Origin of the sequence: Propionibacterium cyclohexanicum, from assembly GCF_900111365.1 — a bacterium.
GTDB lineage: Bacteria > Actinomycetota > Actinomycetes > Propionibacteriales > Propionibacteriaceae > Propionibacterium > Propionibacterium cyclohexanicum.
Genome location: NZ_FOGZ01000010.1, coordinates 1 through 12,971 on the forward strand (window position 1 = coordinate 1; position 12,971 = coordinate 12,971).

Annotated in this window: 12 protein-coding genes and 1 tRNA gene; 3 read left to right on the forward strand and 10 right to left on the reverse strand. The window is 67.2% G+C overall.

The window, feature by feature from the left end:
* Nucleotides 1-216: 216 nt before the first annotated feature.
* Nucleotides 217-290: transfer RNA gene (locus BMX93_RS06035), tRNA-Gly, on the reverse strand.
* A 188-nt stretch (nucleotides 291-478) separates the two neighbouring features.
* Nucleotides 479-1,120 (reverse strand): hypothetical protein, encoded by a 642-nt coding sequence (locus BMX93_RS06040; RefSeq protein WP_143052832.1) that lies wholly within the window; start codon nucleotides 1,118-1,120, stop codon nucleotides 479-481.
* 215 nt (nucleotides 1,121-1,335) lie between these two features.
* Between BMX93_RS06040 and BMX93_RS06045 the strand changes: the two genes are divergently transcribed.
* Nucleotides 1,336-1,989 carry an HAD family hydrolase gene (locus BMX93_RS06045; RefSeq protein ID WP_091969047.1) on the forward strand — a complete coding sequence of 218 codons (654 nt, stop codon included), beginning with the start codon at nucleotides 1,336-1,338 and terminating at the stop codon, nucleotides 1,987-1,989.
* Between the two features lie 110 nt (nucleotides 1,990-2,099).
* Here the strand turns inward: BMX93_RS06045 and scpC are convergent, their stop codons facing one another.
* The 3 genes from scpC to BMX93_RS06060 all read right to left on the reverse strand — a co-directional run bounded on the left by scpC (nucleotide 2,100) and on the right by BMX93_RS06060 (nucleotide 5,484).
* Nucleotides 2,100-3,617: a succinyl-CoA:acetate CoA-transferase ScpC gene (gene scpC / locus BMX93_RS06050; protein ID WP_091969049.1), complete on the reverse strand. Its 1,518-nt coding sequence runs from the start codon at nucleotides 3,615-3,617 to the stop codon at nucleotides 2,100-2,102.
* A 133-nt stretch (nucleotides 3,618-3,750) separates the two neighbouring features.
* Nucleotides 3,751-4,935: a DUF1015 family protein gene (locus tag BMX93_RS06055; RefSeq protein ID WP_091969185.1), complete on the reverse strand. Its 1,185-nt coding sequence runs from the start codon at nucleotides 4,933-4,935 to the stop codon at nucleotides 3,751-3,753.
* Between the two features lie 51 nt (nucleotides 4,936-4,986).
* Nucleotides 4,987-5,484: a GNAT family N-acetyltransferase gene (locus tag BMX93_RS06060; protein ID WP_143052833.1), complete on the reverse strand. Its 498-nt coding sequence runs from the start codon at nucleotides 5,482-5,484 to the stop codon at nucleotides 4,987-4,989.
* 249 nt (nucleotides 5,485-5,733) lie between these two features.
* On the opposite strand from BMX93_RS06060, the gene BMX93_RS06065 reads away from it, so the two are divergent.
* A complete protein-coding gene (locus BMX93_RS06065; protein ID WP_245725759.1) occupies nucleotides 5,734-7,059 on the forward strand; it encodes an LssY C-terminal domain-containing protein in 1,326 nt (441 codons plus the stop codon).
* A gap of 12 nt (nucleotides 7,060-7,071) precedes the next feature.
* Here BMX93_RS06065 and BMX93_RS06070 read toward each other — a convergent pair whose 3' ends face one another.
* The 4 genes from BMX93_RS06070 to BMX93_RS06085 form a co-directional block, all read right to left on the reverse strand.
* On the reverse strand, nucleotides 7,072-7,842 hold the full coding sequence (locus BMX93_RS06070) for a FadR/GntR family transcriptional regulator (RefSeq protein WP_091969053.1): 771 nt from the start codon (nucleotides 7,840-7,842) through the stop codon (nucleotides 7,072-7,074).
* Between the two features lie 153 nt (nucleotides 7,843-7,995).
* Nucleotides 7,996-8,565 (reverse strand): DUF4175 domain-containing protein, encoded by a 570-nt coding sequence (locus BMX93_RS06075; protein ID WP_143052834.1) that lies wholly within the window; start codon nucleotides 8,563-8,565, stop codon nucleotides 7,996-7,998.
* Nucleotides 8,555-9,409 carry an aldo/keto reductase gene (locus tag BMX93_RS06080; RefSeq protein ID WP_091969057.1) on the reverse strand — a complete coding sequence of 285 codons (855 nt, stop codon included), beginning with the start codon at nucleotides 9,407-9,409 and terminating at the stop codon, nucleotides 8,555-8,557. Before BMX93_RS06080 ends, BMX93_RS06075 begins: the two co-directional genes overlap by 11 nt.
* The gene (locus tag BMX93_RS06085) at nucleotides 9,406-10,410 is read right to left on the reverse strand and encodes a class I SAM-dependent methyltransferase (RefSeq protein ID WP_091969059.1); all 1,005 of its coding nucleotides are present in this window, start codon (nucleotides 10,408-10,410) and stop codon (nucleotides 9,406-9,408) included. Before BMX93_RS06085 ends, BMX93_RS06080 begins: the two co-directional genes overlap by 4 nt.
* A gap of 125 nt (nucleotides 10,411-10,535) precedes the next feature.
* On the opposite strand from BMX93_RS06085, the gene BMX93_RS06090 reads away from it, so the two are divergent.
* Nucleotides 10,536-11,843 carry an MATE family efflux transporter gene (locus BMX93_RS06090; protein ID WP_091969061.1) on the forward strand — a complete coding sequence of 436 codons (1,308 nt, stop codon included), beginning with the start codon at nucleotides 10,536-10,538 and terminating at the stop codon, nucleotides 11,841-11,843.
* A 27-nt stretch (nucleotides 11,844-11,870) separates the two neighbouring features.
* Here BMX93_RS06090 and BMX93_RS06095 read toward each other — a convergent pair whose 3' ends face one another.
* The gene (locus tag BMX93_RS06095) at nucleotides 11,871-12,953 is read right to left on the reverse strand and encodes an ABC transporter substrate-binding protein (RefSeq protein WP_218139242.1); all 1,083 of its coding nucleotides are present in this window, start codon (nucleotides 12,951-12,953) and stop codon (nucleotides 11,871-11,873) included.
* Between the last annotated feature and the right edge of the window lie 18 nt (nucleotides 12,954-12,971).

Genomic DNA, 12,971 nt, shown 5'->3' on the forward strand with positions numbered 1-12,971 from the left:
ATCCTCGGAAGGCCTCGGCCACTATCCGGGCACCGACGCGCCGCGCCCTCCCACCACGGCTGCTGCGTCGCCTACACCCTCATCTGGGAAGAGCCAGTCTTCGTCGATAGGGGCATGGGCCCGGTCAATTGCCGGCCTGGCGGTCCACCAGGCGCTTTTCGCGAGAGAGAACCGGTCAGTTCTCCTGACAGCGATCGCCGTCAGGAGAACTGCGCATGGAGCGGGCGACGGGAATCGAACCCGCGTATCCAGCTTGGGAAGCTGGCGCTCTACCATTGAGTTACGCCCGCAGAGCGTGAGACGTGCTGAGTCTAGCGCATGAGCGCGACCAGATTGTGAGCGGGCGGGCACCCTGTCAGCCGGACCAGTGCTGCGCCACAGCCCCGCCGGTCCACCGGACTCTTCGGTGTTCGGGTCCCGCCAGGATCCCGCAGCAGGTCATCCAGCGCCCGCCACAGACGGCTGCGAGGCATGAGCCTCACTCGAATCTGGGCAGGCGCCCGTAGACGACGCTCCCGGCGGGGGGTGCAGGCAGCGGTTCCGGTGGCTTCCGCAGGCTCTCCCACTGCTCGAAGTACCGCGTCAATGCCGGGTGCCAGGCAAGGCCAAGCGCGAGGGCGGTGAGCGGGATGGCCAGGCAGGTCACTGGATTGAACAGCACCCCGAGCACAGACACCACCAATGCGACGATGCCCAGCTGCCGCGCAGAACGGTATCCGGTCCACGCCTGATAGGCGCACACGCAGGGCGCCGCGACCATCGCGGCCACCGCCGCGGCGAGTGCCACGACCAGCCATACCGAGCCGGCCCCTCCCGGGCGGGGACGCAGCCAGCCCACCACCCACGCCGAATCGAAGAACTGCTCCACGTGCATCGCTACCCACCAGTAGCTCAGGTAGCCCACTGCGGCCGCCCCGGCGCCGGCATAGAGCAGGCATTGGACAGCCACCAGGGCACCGGGGCGGATGGGCTCACCGGTGCGCGGTGAGAGTGGGACGCCCCGGTGGCTCGCCGGCAGGGGTGGGAGGGTCGCGATCGGGGTCTGTGGGGCGACGCCCAGGCCCTCGGTACCGGCCGATCGGGTGACATCCGGATCGTCGTCGCTGCCGCTCGACGTCATCGCCACCTCCATTGCGCGTCCGTGTGCGCCACAGCCTAGCGCCCCAAACTTGCAGGCAGTCGGCTTGCAGGCAGCCCGACTTGCAGGCCCGGGTGCAAGCCTGCGCCCGCCCGAGCCCCGTGCGAGCGCCAGGGGCAGGTGACACCACGGTGCGCAGTGCTGGGCGCGGCGGCGAGCACGGCACGGTCCGAGCGCCATGGCCTAGTGTGTGACAGGTGAGCGACGACCATCCCGCCTGGAAACTTGCCCTCTTCGATCTCGACGGCACCCTGGTCAATACGATCGACCTGATCGTCCAGGGATTCACCGAGGCCTATGCGCAGGTGCTGGGCGTCGACATCCCCCGCCGCAAGGTGCTCACCTTCATCGGCCTGCCGATGCCCGATGTGATGGCCGCCGAGGCCCCGGAGCATTCGGAGCAGATGCAGGACTGCTACTACGCCTACATCAACGCCCATCACGACGAGATGGTGCGGCCCTACCCCGGAATGGTCGAACTCGTCACCGAGCTCGCCGAGCGAGGCGTGCAGACCGCTGTCGTCACCGCCAAGCGCACCCCGCTGGCCACGCACGGCCTGCGCCTGACCGGCTACCCCGAGACGATCAGCGTCGTGAGCGGAATGGAGGACACCGTCAAGCACAAGCCCGAACCCGAACCGCTGCTCGCAGGCCTGGCGAAGGTGGGCGTCCAGCCATCCGAGGCGGTCTACATCGGGGACGCGATCTACGATCTGCAGGCCGCCGCCGCCGTTCCGATGGACGCCATCGGGGTCACCTGGGGTGCCGGTGAGGAGGCGGCCATGGCCGATCAGCGCCCCATGGCGATGGTGAACAGCGCCGCCGAACTGCGCCGGGCCCTGCTCGGCTAGGACCGGGCCCTGCGCGCGAGCCAGGTGAGGGCTGCGCCGGTACGCAGTCGCCGGGGGCGGCCCGCCACTGCGGACCGCCCCCGGCGACTGACTGATCGGGCCCCCAGGACTCACGCCTGGAGCATGGACCCCGTCTCGTTGAAGCGCTCGTGCCAGCTGAGCGCCTCGCTGAGGATGTGCGGGGTCTGCTGGAAGGTGCTCGTGGCGCAGGCCCGCTCGTAATAGTCCTTGAGCTGCTCGCGGTAGTCCGGGTGCACGCACTTCTCGATGATCACCTTGGCGCGCTGACGCGGGGCGAGCCCCCGCAGATCGGCCAGGCCCTGCTCGGTGATGATGACGTGCACATCGTGCTCGGTGTGGTCCACGTGAGAGACCATCGGCACGATCGCCGAGATCTTGCCGCCCTTGGCAGTTGACGGTGAGACGAAACAGCTGATGAACGCGCTACGGGTGAAATCGCCCGAACCGCCGATGCCGTTCATCATGCGCGTTCCCATGACATGGGTGGAGTTCACATTGCCGTACATATCGGCCTCGATCATGCCATTGGAGCTGATCACGCCGAGCCGACGGATCACCTCGCCATTGTTCGAGATGTCCTGGGGGCGCAAGATGATGTGCTTTCGGTAGAACGCGGCGTTCTCGTTCATCTTGTGCGCATAATCGGGGCTCAGCGAGAAGGCGGTGGCCGAGGCGACCGTGAGCTTGCCGGCGTCGATGAGATCGATCATGCCGTCCTGGATCACCTCGGTATAACTGGACAGATTCTCCAGGTCCGAATGCAGCAGGCCGTCGAGCACTGCGTTGGGAATATTCCCCACGCCCGACTGCAGGGGCAGCAGATTCTTGGGAATCAGACCCGACTTCACCTGGTAGTGCAGGAAATCGAGCAGATAGTTCGCGATGGCGCGCGAGTCGTCGTCGATCGGCTTGAACGGCGTATTGCGATCCGGGTCGGAGGTCTTGATGACGGCAACGACCTTGGCGGGGTCCACCTTCAAGGTCGCCTGGCCGATCCGGTCGCCCGCGCTGGTGATCGGCACCGGAACGCGGTTCGGGGGGAGCGCACCGATCGGATAGTAGATGTCGTGCATGCCGCGCAGGTCCTCGGACTGCCAGCTGTTGACCTCGAGGATCACCTTGTCGGCGAGCTCGAGCCAGGTGCGGTTGTTGCCCACCGAGCTGGATGGGACGAGTTCGCCGTCAGCGGTGATGGCTGACACCTCGATGACTGCGAAATCCGGCTTGGGGAAGAAACCGGCCGCCACCTGACCAGCCATGAAGGACAGATGCACGTCGGAGTAGTACGTGGTGCCGGCGTTGATCGCCTTGCGCATGCTCGGATCCGATTGGTATGGGGAGCGGAGCTGCACACCACCGGTTTCGGCCAGCGCGCCGTCGAGCTCAGGGGCTGTCGATGCGCCGGTATAGGCACTGATCCTGAAATCCTCGCCGGCGTCGCGGGCAACCCTCATGCGCTGCGCCAGGGCCGGCGGGAATTCCTTGGGATAACCCGATCCGGTGAATCCGCTGAACCCGATCACTGCGCCATTGGGCACGAGTGCTGCTGCATCGCTCGCGCTCATGACCTTGCTTGCGAAGCTTGCATTCGCAATCCGCTCTGCCATCAATCCTCCTGGTCCGTGGACGCAGTCCACCCGCCAAGGGCGGCTGCCGTCATGACGTGCACAGGCTACAGGTCGGCCTCGGCGGACGATGAGACAGGTCACCCTCTCACTTCGCCGGTCGATGGGGCTTCGCTCAGAACTCCCCGCTGCGCCGGATCGCGAAGCCGGTACGCAGCTTCGGGGTGAAGAAGGTGGACTTGGGTGGCATGAGCAGACCTTCGCGGGCGGTGCGCATGATCTCCTCCAGGCCAGTGGGCCGGATGAGGATGCCACCCGCATGGTTCGCAACCTCCCGCGTCATCTCTGCCAGCCCATGCTGATAGCTGATGGTGGCCCCAGTGTCACCCAATGCCTTCTCCAGCCAGGCGCCGTCCAGGGCCCTGACATCGTCGAAGGCGCCAGGCTTGGCAATGAGCCAACTTGCCGTGGCATCGGGAGCCAGCAGCACAAGGCGTCCCAGGTCAACCATCTGTGCCAGGGTGGCGGGCCCGACCGGATGCCCGATCGACTCGATCTCGAAATGGCGGGCCAGCGCGGTCCGGAGCTCCCCGAAGCCGATGCCGTCCACCAGCCGATGGATGGCCTCGATGGACAGCTGGTGCTCCACGAGCTCGTTGACGAAGGCCAGCGTGAATTCGGCGGAGGTGTCGGTGCGTCCTGTCGCGGCGCGCACCTCGTCGCGGTAGGTGCGCGAGATGGCGTAGCGGTGGTGGCCGTCGGCCAGGAGCACGTCATCGGCCGCCAGTACGGTCTGGATGGCGCTGATGCGGGCCGGATCGGTGACCCGCTCGATGCAGTGGCGCACGCCTTCCACCCTCACCGATCCGAGCGGCTCGCCCGGTGCGGCGAGCACCTGCGTGAGCCCCTCGGCCAGCGAGAGCCCCCATACCGGTGACAGATTCGTATGGGTGGCGCGAGTGAGATCGAGCCGGTCGGTGACAGCCTTCTTGGTGGTGTGCTCATGGGGCAGGACCCCGCCGGCGCCCTCGTCGACGACCTCCAGTCCACCCATCACACCGCTGATCATCCGGTCGGTACCGGTGGCATCGGTGAACGCCATCCGGTAGATGGTGAAGCTGGGCTCGTCCTCCTCGATGAGGATTCCCTCGTCCAGCCAGCGGTTCAGGGTCTGGGCGGCGATCTCATAGCGGTCCTGGCCGCCGCGCGGATCATCGAGCCACGAGATGTTGTGCGTGTCGCGATGCTCGAGCGCCTCGACATCGTCGTCGTTGATCACGTCGTAGGGCGGGGCGATGACCTGGTCGAGAGGGACCGATGGGGCGAAGCGCACTGCGGCAAAGGGCTCGAAACGAGGCATGGAGAACAGGCTAGCGAGCAACGGCGGCGGGCGGGAAACCTGCCTGGATACTCATTCCATGTCCATGGTCCAGTAGTCCTCGGTGCCGCAGCGCTCGGCGGCGATGGCCATACCGAGATGTTGCGCGACTCCCCTTGAGGGGGCGTTGCGCCTGTCGATCGTACTGGAGAAGCGAGTGATGCCCAGCTGTGCGTAAGTCTGCTCGATTACTCCGAGAGCGGCCTCGGTGGCATATCCGTTGCCCTGCCATTGAGGGTTGATGACCCATGCCAGGATGCACTCGTGCGGCTCGATAGTCGCCTGGACGTAGCCAATGGCGCATTGCGCTGGCTTCAGGCGCACCACCCAGTTTCGCCATTTTGTCGTAGCGCTGTCCCAGCGAGATGTCTGCGACTCATACCTGGCGGCGAGCTGTTCTTCGTCCAGCGGCGTGTCGTCGATATAGGCGTAGAGGGCGGGGTCCGCCAGTATCCTCGCCATCTCGCGGGCGTCCGCCACTCTCAACGGCGTGAGAAGCAGGCGTTGCGTGTCAAGTGGAGCAGCGACCACGCGGCAATGCTATTCGCCGTCTCGCGTGAGGGGGGCACAGCGCTGCGAGACCGAGTCGAAAGGCCCGCCATGCGTTGGGCTGGACCGCCCCACGTTCCTGCTGTGCGGCCGGCCGCCGCAATGGACCTTCGCAACGGCACATGAGCTCCTCGGTCCTTACCGATCATCCGGACAATACGGTATGGGGCAAGGCGTCCCGGCCCCTGGTCGCCGGGCGCTCACTGCTCCAGGACCCAGCGGAGGAAGACGGTGGACAACCAACGCGAACCTGCACTCCTCGCCGAGCGGCCGATGGCGCTGCGCCGATGGCGGGCCAGCGGCCTGCTGGACGACTCGCTGTTCATCGCTGCCGCTGTCCTCTCGCTCCTGCTTGCCGCCGTGGTGCTGCGCAAGGGGATCAGCACCTGGGCCGATCTGTTCTATCTGCTCGGCTTCTACCTGGTGCTGGCCTATCTCGCCCTGCCGCGCATCCACCGGATCCTCACCACGCTCTATGTGCCCGACTACTTCATCGGGCGCACCCGCACCAGCGATGGTCTGCTTGGCGACCCGGTGAACCTCGCCCTGGTGGGAGAGGCCGATCAGATCCGCGAGGCGATGGAGAAGGCCGGCTGGGTGGAGGCCGATCCGGTGAGCCTTGCCTCGGCGCTGCGTATCGTGTCGTCCTCGCTGCTGCGTCGAAGCTATGCGCATGCCCCGGTGAGCCCGTTGTTCCTGTTCGGACGACAGCAGGATTTCGCCTACCAGCAGGAGGTGTCCGGGAATCCCTCCCAGCGCCACCATGTGCGTTTCTGGAAATGCCCCGAGGGCTGGCTCTTGCCGGGTGGGCGCCGGGTCGAGTGGCTCGCCGCAGGAACCTATGACCGCTCGGTGGGCCTTTCGCTGTTCACCTTCCAGGTGACTCACAAGATTGCCGCCGACATCGACGTGGAGCGCGATCACATCATCGAGACCCTGCGGGAGAGCCCCGCCCAGGTGTCGGTCGAGGTCATCGAGAACTTCTCGACGGGCTATCACTCGCGCAACGGCGGCGGCGACTCGGTGCACACCGATGGCGCGCTGCCGGTGGTCGACGTGAGCCGCGTGGCGGTGCCGTGGGCGGGCGAGACCGAGGAAGAGCTGCCCGTCCTCGAGGATGTCGGCCGCAGGCCGCTGTCGGTGGCGATCGCCGCTCTCATCATCGTTGTCAACATCGTGGTCCAGATCGGCGGGACGCTGATCCTCGTGGATCGGGACTTTCCCCAGGTTGTCGAGTCCTCGGGTGCCTCGCCGCTGACCCTGGTCGTGATGCTGGCCGTCGTGCTCGGTGTGCTGGCAGTGGTCGAACTGGCTCTTGCCTGGGCGGTCTTCCAGGGGGTGAACATCGCGAGGCTGGCCCTGCTGCTCGTCGTGACCGTGTCGATCACCGGGGAGCTGGGCCGTGCACTCGTCCGCGATGTGCCCAGCGCCTTCTCGCTGGCTCGGATGACGGCCGATGTTGCGGTCGTCTACGCTCTCACCAGCCTGTCGGCGCGGCAATGGACCCGCCACCAGGTGAGCAATAGGAGGGCTCGGCGACATCGCGGCCGTGCGTGAGGGCTCCGCCGGTCAGCCCAAATCCTCGCAGGCCCAGGTCTCCAGGGCGCGCGCCAGCGGCTGGTAGTGGCTGTGGACGGCATCCCGGTAGGCGTCGAGGTCGCCGCACTCCGCCGCTCGCAGCATCGCGCCGTGGGCTGCCACGGCCTCGTGGAGCTCCTCGTCGGGTGGCACGTCCAGCTCGGCCAGCAAGGTGGTGTGCACATCGAAGAAGGCCTGCATGAGATCGTTGATGAGATGTCCCGCCGATCGTGGCACGAGCATCCCGTGGAAGAGCCGGTCCTGCTCGGTGAAGGGGGACCCGTCGTTGTTGAGCCTGACCATCTGACGAGCCAGCTGGTGGAGGGTCTCGTCGTGCGTTCCCTCCAGTTCGGACACCACCCGGTCGGCCTGGCCCAGATCGAGGGTGAGGCGGGCGTCCACCACCTCGCGCAGCCTGCCCACGGCGTCGCCGGGGCGCACCTCGGCGCGAAACAGCAGGTTCGCCACCATCGGGGTGAGGGTCAGGGCCCCCACCTTCGTGCCGGTGCCATGATGCACCTCCACGATGTCGAGCGCGGCAAGGAAGCGGATCGCCTCGCGGATCGACGATCGGCTGGCGCCGAGCCGGGCCCCGAGCTCGGGCTCGGGCGGTATCGGGTCGCCGGGTCCGAGCCCATCGTCGACGATGAGCTGTTTGATCCGCTCGGCGACGGTGTTCGCAGAGGTCGATTCGGGAGCCTCCCCGGCCGTGTCGATCTGGCCCTCGGCAATGCCGGGAATCCTGGTTCGAGCGCCGTTCATCGGAGCACCTCACCTGTTCTCGTACCCGCCCGGTCGCCAGCGTCTGTGCGGGCTCGGCAGCGTGGGACGTCCGTCGTCACAGGCGAGTGTAACCCGATGTCTGGCCGCTCAACGCAGCTCACCTGTGTACCCAGCCCCTGGGCAGACCCCGGCTCAGCGCCGCGCGCCGCGCCCCGGCAGGGTCGTGAGCCGGCGGATCGAGACGAACAGCCAGCTGGCGCCCGCCACCAGACCCCCCACCATGACCGCAAGATTCGCCCAATGGGGAAGACCCCAGCTCGGTGCCAGGGCGAAGACGCCCAGCGAGAGCGCCAGGTAGATCGCGAACAGCCCGGCGAGCCAGGCAATGAGCAGCCATAGTCGCTGGCGCATGAGCGGCCAGTTCTCCTCGCGGGTCCAGTAGCGGGTGGCTTCTTTGTCGCGCAGCCGGAAGCCGCTCGGCGAGATCGTGAGCAGCACCCCACCCACCAGGATCATCGCCGCGAAGAAGACCGTCATCCCTGCCGAGAACCCCAGCCAGGAGTCGCGCGACCACCAGGCATCCGGCGGCCCGGCGAAACGGACATGGCGGGGGACCTGCTCGGGCATGGCCCCGAAGGCCGCCAGCTCCAGCGCGACGGCCATCGGCACGAGCACGAAGGCGGGCCTACTGCACGTCGCCCAGGCCCGTACCGTCGCGCCGAGTTCAGGACGCGCGGCGGGCCGGCGCGGCTCACTTGGCACCTTGCACCTCGTCGGGGTGACTGCCGAAACGATGGTCACGGTTCAGCGCGCTGATCCGGGCCAGCTGGTCGTCGTCCAGCTCGAAGTCGAACAGCTGGGAGTTCTCGGCGATCCGCTCGGGATGCACCGATTTGGGGAAGACCACGTCACCGCGTTGCAGATGCCAGCGCAGCACGACCTGGGCGCTGGTGTGCCCCGTCGCGCGGGCGACCGATTCGATCACCGGGTCGCGGAGCAGATGACCGCGTCCCAGCGGGGACCAGGCCTGCGTGACGATGCCCAGTTGACGGTGCGCAGTACGCAGTGGCTCCTGGGTCAGATAGGGGTGGATCTCGATCTGGTTCACCGCCGGAGTGACACCGGTCGCCTTGATGATGGTCTCGAGATGCTCGCGCTGGTGGTTCGAGACGCCGATGGCCCGCACCCGCCCGGAGTCCAGGAATTCGATCATGGTCGCCCAGGTGCCGATCAGATCGCCCGACAGCGCCATCGGCCAGTGCACAAGGAACAGATCGAGCACCTCGAGGCCGAGCGCCCGCAGAGTCGCATCGAAGGACTCGCGCGCACGGGCCGGCTCGTGGGCCGTGTTGTTGAGTTTGCTGGTGATGAAGAGCTGGTCGCGTGGCAACCCACAGCCTGCGATCGCCTTGCCGACCTGGGCCTCGTTGCCGTACATCTGCGCCGTGTCGATATGGCGATATCCCAGCTCGATGGCGGCGCGGACAGCCGTCTCGGTGTCATGAGGGGTGATCTTGTAGGTGCCGAAACCAAGCTGGGGAATGGTGACCGGGCGGCCTGCGGTGCCGTGGATGAGCTCGATGGCCCGTGCGGGAAGCGCGTTCATGCAGTCACTGTGCCACGTGCCACACAGCGGGTCAGGGTGTAGAAGGGGTTCTGCTCCACCACGGTGGTCATCCCGACGGCAGCGGTGAGCCGGGCCTTCCACGGCAGGTGCGAGTTGTACACGCACCACAGCTCGCCGCCAGGACGCAGCACCCGCCCCGATTCGGCGAACATCTCCAGCGCCGGCTCGGAATCCTTGGCGATGCCGCGGTGGAAGGGCGGGTTCATCACCACGACGTCCACCGAGCCGTCGTCGAGCCCCTCGAGCCGGTCGCTCCAATGGGCCTCGACACGCTCGCCGTTCGCCTCGGCGGTGGCGAGGGTGGAGGCGACGGCCGCCTGGCTGGTGTCGATCCCGTAGACCTGCGAGGAACGATTCGCCCTGGCCAGCAGCGTGGCGAGGATGCCGGATCCGCAGCCGAAGTCCACGAGGACGTCACCGTGCAGATCGGGGCACCGGGCGGCGAGCAGCCGAGTGCCGTCATCCACCTTGTTCGTTGCGAAGACCGCGCCATGGGCCATGACGCCGATGCCGAGATCGGGGTGGACGCGCTCGCGGGGCCAGCTGAGTCGGCTCCGCCCGGCGCCGGTGGCCCGCAAGGCCCGGCACTTGTACTTGCCCAAGGAGGCCGAGACGCCCTTGAAGTGCTTTGCCAGCACCTCGTTCATGGACCGATTGAGATTCTTGGCGCGGGCCGCTGCGATGACGTGCACGTTCTGGTCGGCATGGGCCGAGATGAGCTCGGCGTACTCGTCGAGCGCGCTGAGCGCCTTCGGCAGCCTCATCCAGACCAGATCCACCCCGGCGAGGGTCTTCTCGTCGAGGGAGTCGACGAGCATCTCGGCGGGCAGCAGATCGGCGTCGCGGCGGTCGTCGCACCAGATGCTGACTCGTCCGGCCAGCTCCCCAGCCGCCTCCACGAGCCCCGGGGCGTCGATCACCAGCAGGTGATGCGCGACGTCGGGAGACTGCTCGACGATGATGCGTTCCACGGGATCCATGGCACCGATTCTCCCGGCCTGCGGCGTCGCTGTCACATGCGGCCCGTGCCGAGATCGGCCGGCGGCCCGGGTGCTGCGCAGACAGCGCCCAGGAGCGAGGCTCCGGGGTGTTAGCGTTCCTGCCCGTGAAACTGTGGACGCGCAACGATCGCGAGCTGCTGGCGCTCGCCGTCCCCACCTTCGCCACCCTCATCACCGAGCCCCTGCTCGTGCTTGCCGACACCGCATTCATCGGCCACGTCGGGTCCATTCCGCTGGCCGGATTGGGGCTGGGATCCAATGTGCTGGGGGTGGTCACCGGCCTGTGCGTCTTCCTGGCCTATTCCACGACCTCGACCGTGGCGCGACGGCTCGGCACCGGGGACACCGCGGCGGCCTTCGACGCCGGACGCGACGGGATGGCACTGGGCCTGGTGCTCGGCATCGTGCTGGCGGCAGTGCTGGTCCTGGGCGCACCGCAGATCATCGGCTGGTACCGGCCGGCACCCGAGGTGGCCTCCCAGGCGGTGAGCTATCTGCGTCTGGTCGTGCTCGGGCTGCCCTTCCAGCTGGTCGTGCTGGCCTCCACCGGTCTGCTGCGCGGTCTCCAGGATGCCCGCACCCCGCTGTACATCGCGATCGGGGTGAACCTCACCAACATCGGTCTTGATGCGCTGCTCATCTATGGCTTCGGGATGGGCATCCGCGGCTCTGCCAGCGCCACGGCCACGGCTCAGGCCTGTTCGGCGGTGGTGCTGTTCGCGGTGGTTGCGCGACGAGCTGCCCGCGGCGGGGCAAGCATGGTGCCCAGCGTGCGCGGCATGGCGGAAGCCGCCCGGCACGGAGGCTGGCTCGTGGTGCGCACGGCAGCGCTGTGGATCTCGCTCACCGCCACCACCGTCGTGGCCACCCATCTCGGTTCCCATGTGCTGGCCGCGCATCAGGTGGTCAACTCGTTGTGGTCATTCATCTCCTTTGCCCTCGATGCGCTGGCCATCGCCTGCCAGTCGCTGGTGGCCCGGCGGCTGGGAGCCTCCGATGTGCCCGGCGCCGTCGCTGTCATGGTCCGTGCGCTGGGATGGGGGTGCGTGCAGGCGCTGCTCGCCGGTGGCCTCCTGGTGGCGGCCCGTCCCCTCGTCATCGGCCTGTTCACCCCCGATCCGCAGCTTGCGCAGCTGCTCATGGGTGCTCTGGTCGTGATCGCCTTCCTCCAGCCGCTGGCCTCGGCGGTGTTCGTGCTCGACGGCGTGCTCATCGGTGCGGGGGACACCCGCTTCCTGGCGCTCGCCGGACTGGCCGTGGTGGCTGTCCACCTGCCCATGCTCGTCCTCGTCGATCACTACCGGGCCGGGCTGATATGGCTGTGGATCGCCTACGGAGGCTTCCTGATGGCCCGCGGAGTGACGCTCTTGTTGCGCGCCCGCTCCGGACGCTGGGTGCGCGTCGGCGTCTGAGCCACTTGCCGCGGGCCAACGACGGGTTCACGAGGCCGGCGAGACCTCGATGTGGTCGTCGTGGGTGGGCTGGGGAAGCTCGGACTTGGGCACCAGTGACCATTGCTCCATCGCGTGGCGCAGCTGCTCGGCGGCGTCGATGTTGAGCGGGCTGCTCACCCACATCGCGTAGGGCAGGTTGAGATAGCGCTTGGCTTTCACGGCTGGCAGGTCCTTCGTTGCTGGGTTCGATTCCAGCAGGGCCGTCTTCTGGGCGAAGGTCTGTTCCCCGTAGTCGACGAAAACGATGACATCGGCATTGCTGGAGGCGACCTTCTCCCAGGAGACGGTGGTCCAGGTATCTGCCACATCGTCCATCACATTGCGCCCGCCAGCCGCTGTGATGACTGCCTGTGGTCCTCCGAATCGTCCGCTGGTGAAGACTGTCGTGTCACCGGAGTCGAAGACCAGGACATTGGGTTTCGCGGTGGCTTGAGGAGCCTTCTCCAAGGCCTCACGGCGAGCGTCGATATCCGAGACGACTGCGCTCGCCTGGGCCCGATGGCCGGTGATGGTGCCCAGATTGGACAGGTCCGTGTCCAGCGCCGTCCACGGATCCATGATCCCGCGGGCCTTCTCGCCCTGCTTCTGCAGGCAGCTCTCCGACAGGACATAGGGGCTGATGCCGACGGCGCGGAGCGACTCGGGAGTGACCCCGCCTTGCTTGAATCCGTAGTTCCAGCCGGCAACCACGACCTGGGGCTGCTTCGCCACGATGGTCTCGAGGCTGGCCATCGTCGGCGAGGTCTCGGAGAGCCCGGAGAGGGCCGACGCGCCGTAGTGGGCGCTCAGCACTGTGTGGTCGCGGTTGAGGCTGGAAATACCCACCAGATTCTTCTCGGCCCCGATCGCCAGCATCATGGCGATCATGCCGGAGTCGTTGACGAAGACCTTGTCGGCGGGTGAGGGATAGCTGACCTGCTGGTTGCAGTTCGTGACCGAGACGGTGCCTGCCGTGCTCGCCGAGGCCGAGCTGGCCGCCGGCGAGGCGCTTGGCGAGGAACAGGCGCTCGCTGCCAGAAGGGTGGCGGTCAGCAAGACCGCAGCTTTCCAGGCTTTCCGTGCTTTCACCGGGATCTCTCTTTCATG

What these genes read in the sequence shown, in the direction of transcription:
- BMX93_RS06040 (WP_143052832.1), bottom strand. Translation starts at nt 1,120, where the DNA reads ATGACGTCGAGCGGCAGCGACGACGATCCGGATGTCACCCGATCGGCC.
- scpC (WP_091969049.1), bottom strand. Translation starts at nt 3,617, where the DNA reads ATGGCAGAGCGGATTGCGAATGCAAGCTTCGCAAGCAAGGTCATGAGC.
- BMX93_RS06055 (WP_091969185.1), bottom strand. Translation starts at nt 4,935, where the DNA reads ATGCCTCGTTTCGAGCCCTTTGCCGCAGTGCGCTTCGCCCCATCGGTC.
- BMX93_RS06070 (WP_091969053.1), bottom strand. Translation starts at nt 7,842, where the DNA reads ATGAACGGCGCTCGAACCAGGATTCCCGGCATTGCCGAGGGCCAGATC.
- BMX93_RS06080 (WP_091969057.1), bottom strand. Translation starts at nt 9,409, where the DNA reads ATGAACGCGCTTCCCGCACGGGCCATCGAGCTCATCCACGGCACCGCA.
- BMX93_RS06085 (WP_091969059.1), bottom strand. Translation starts at nt 10,410, where the DNA reads ATGGATCCCGTGGAACGCATCATCGTCGAGCAGTCTCCCGACGTCGCG.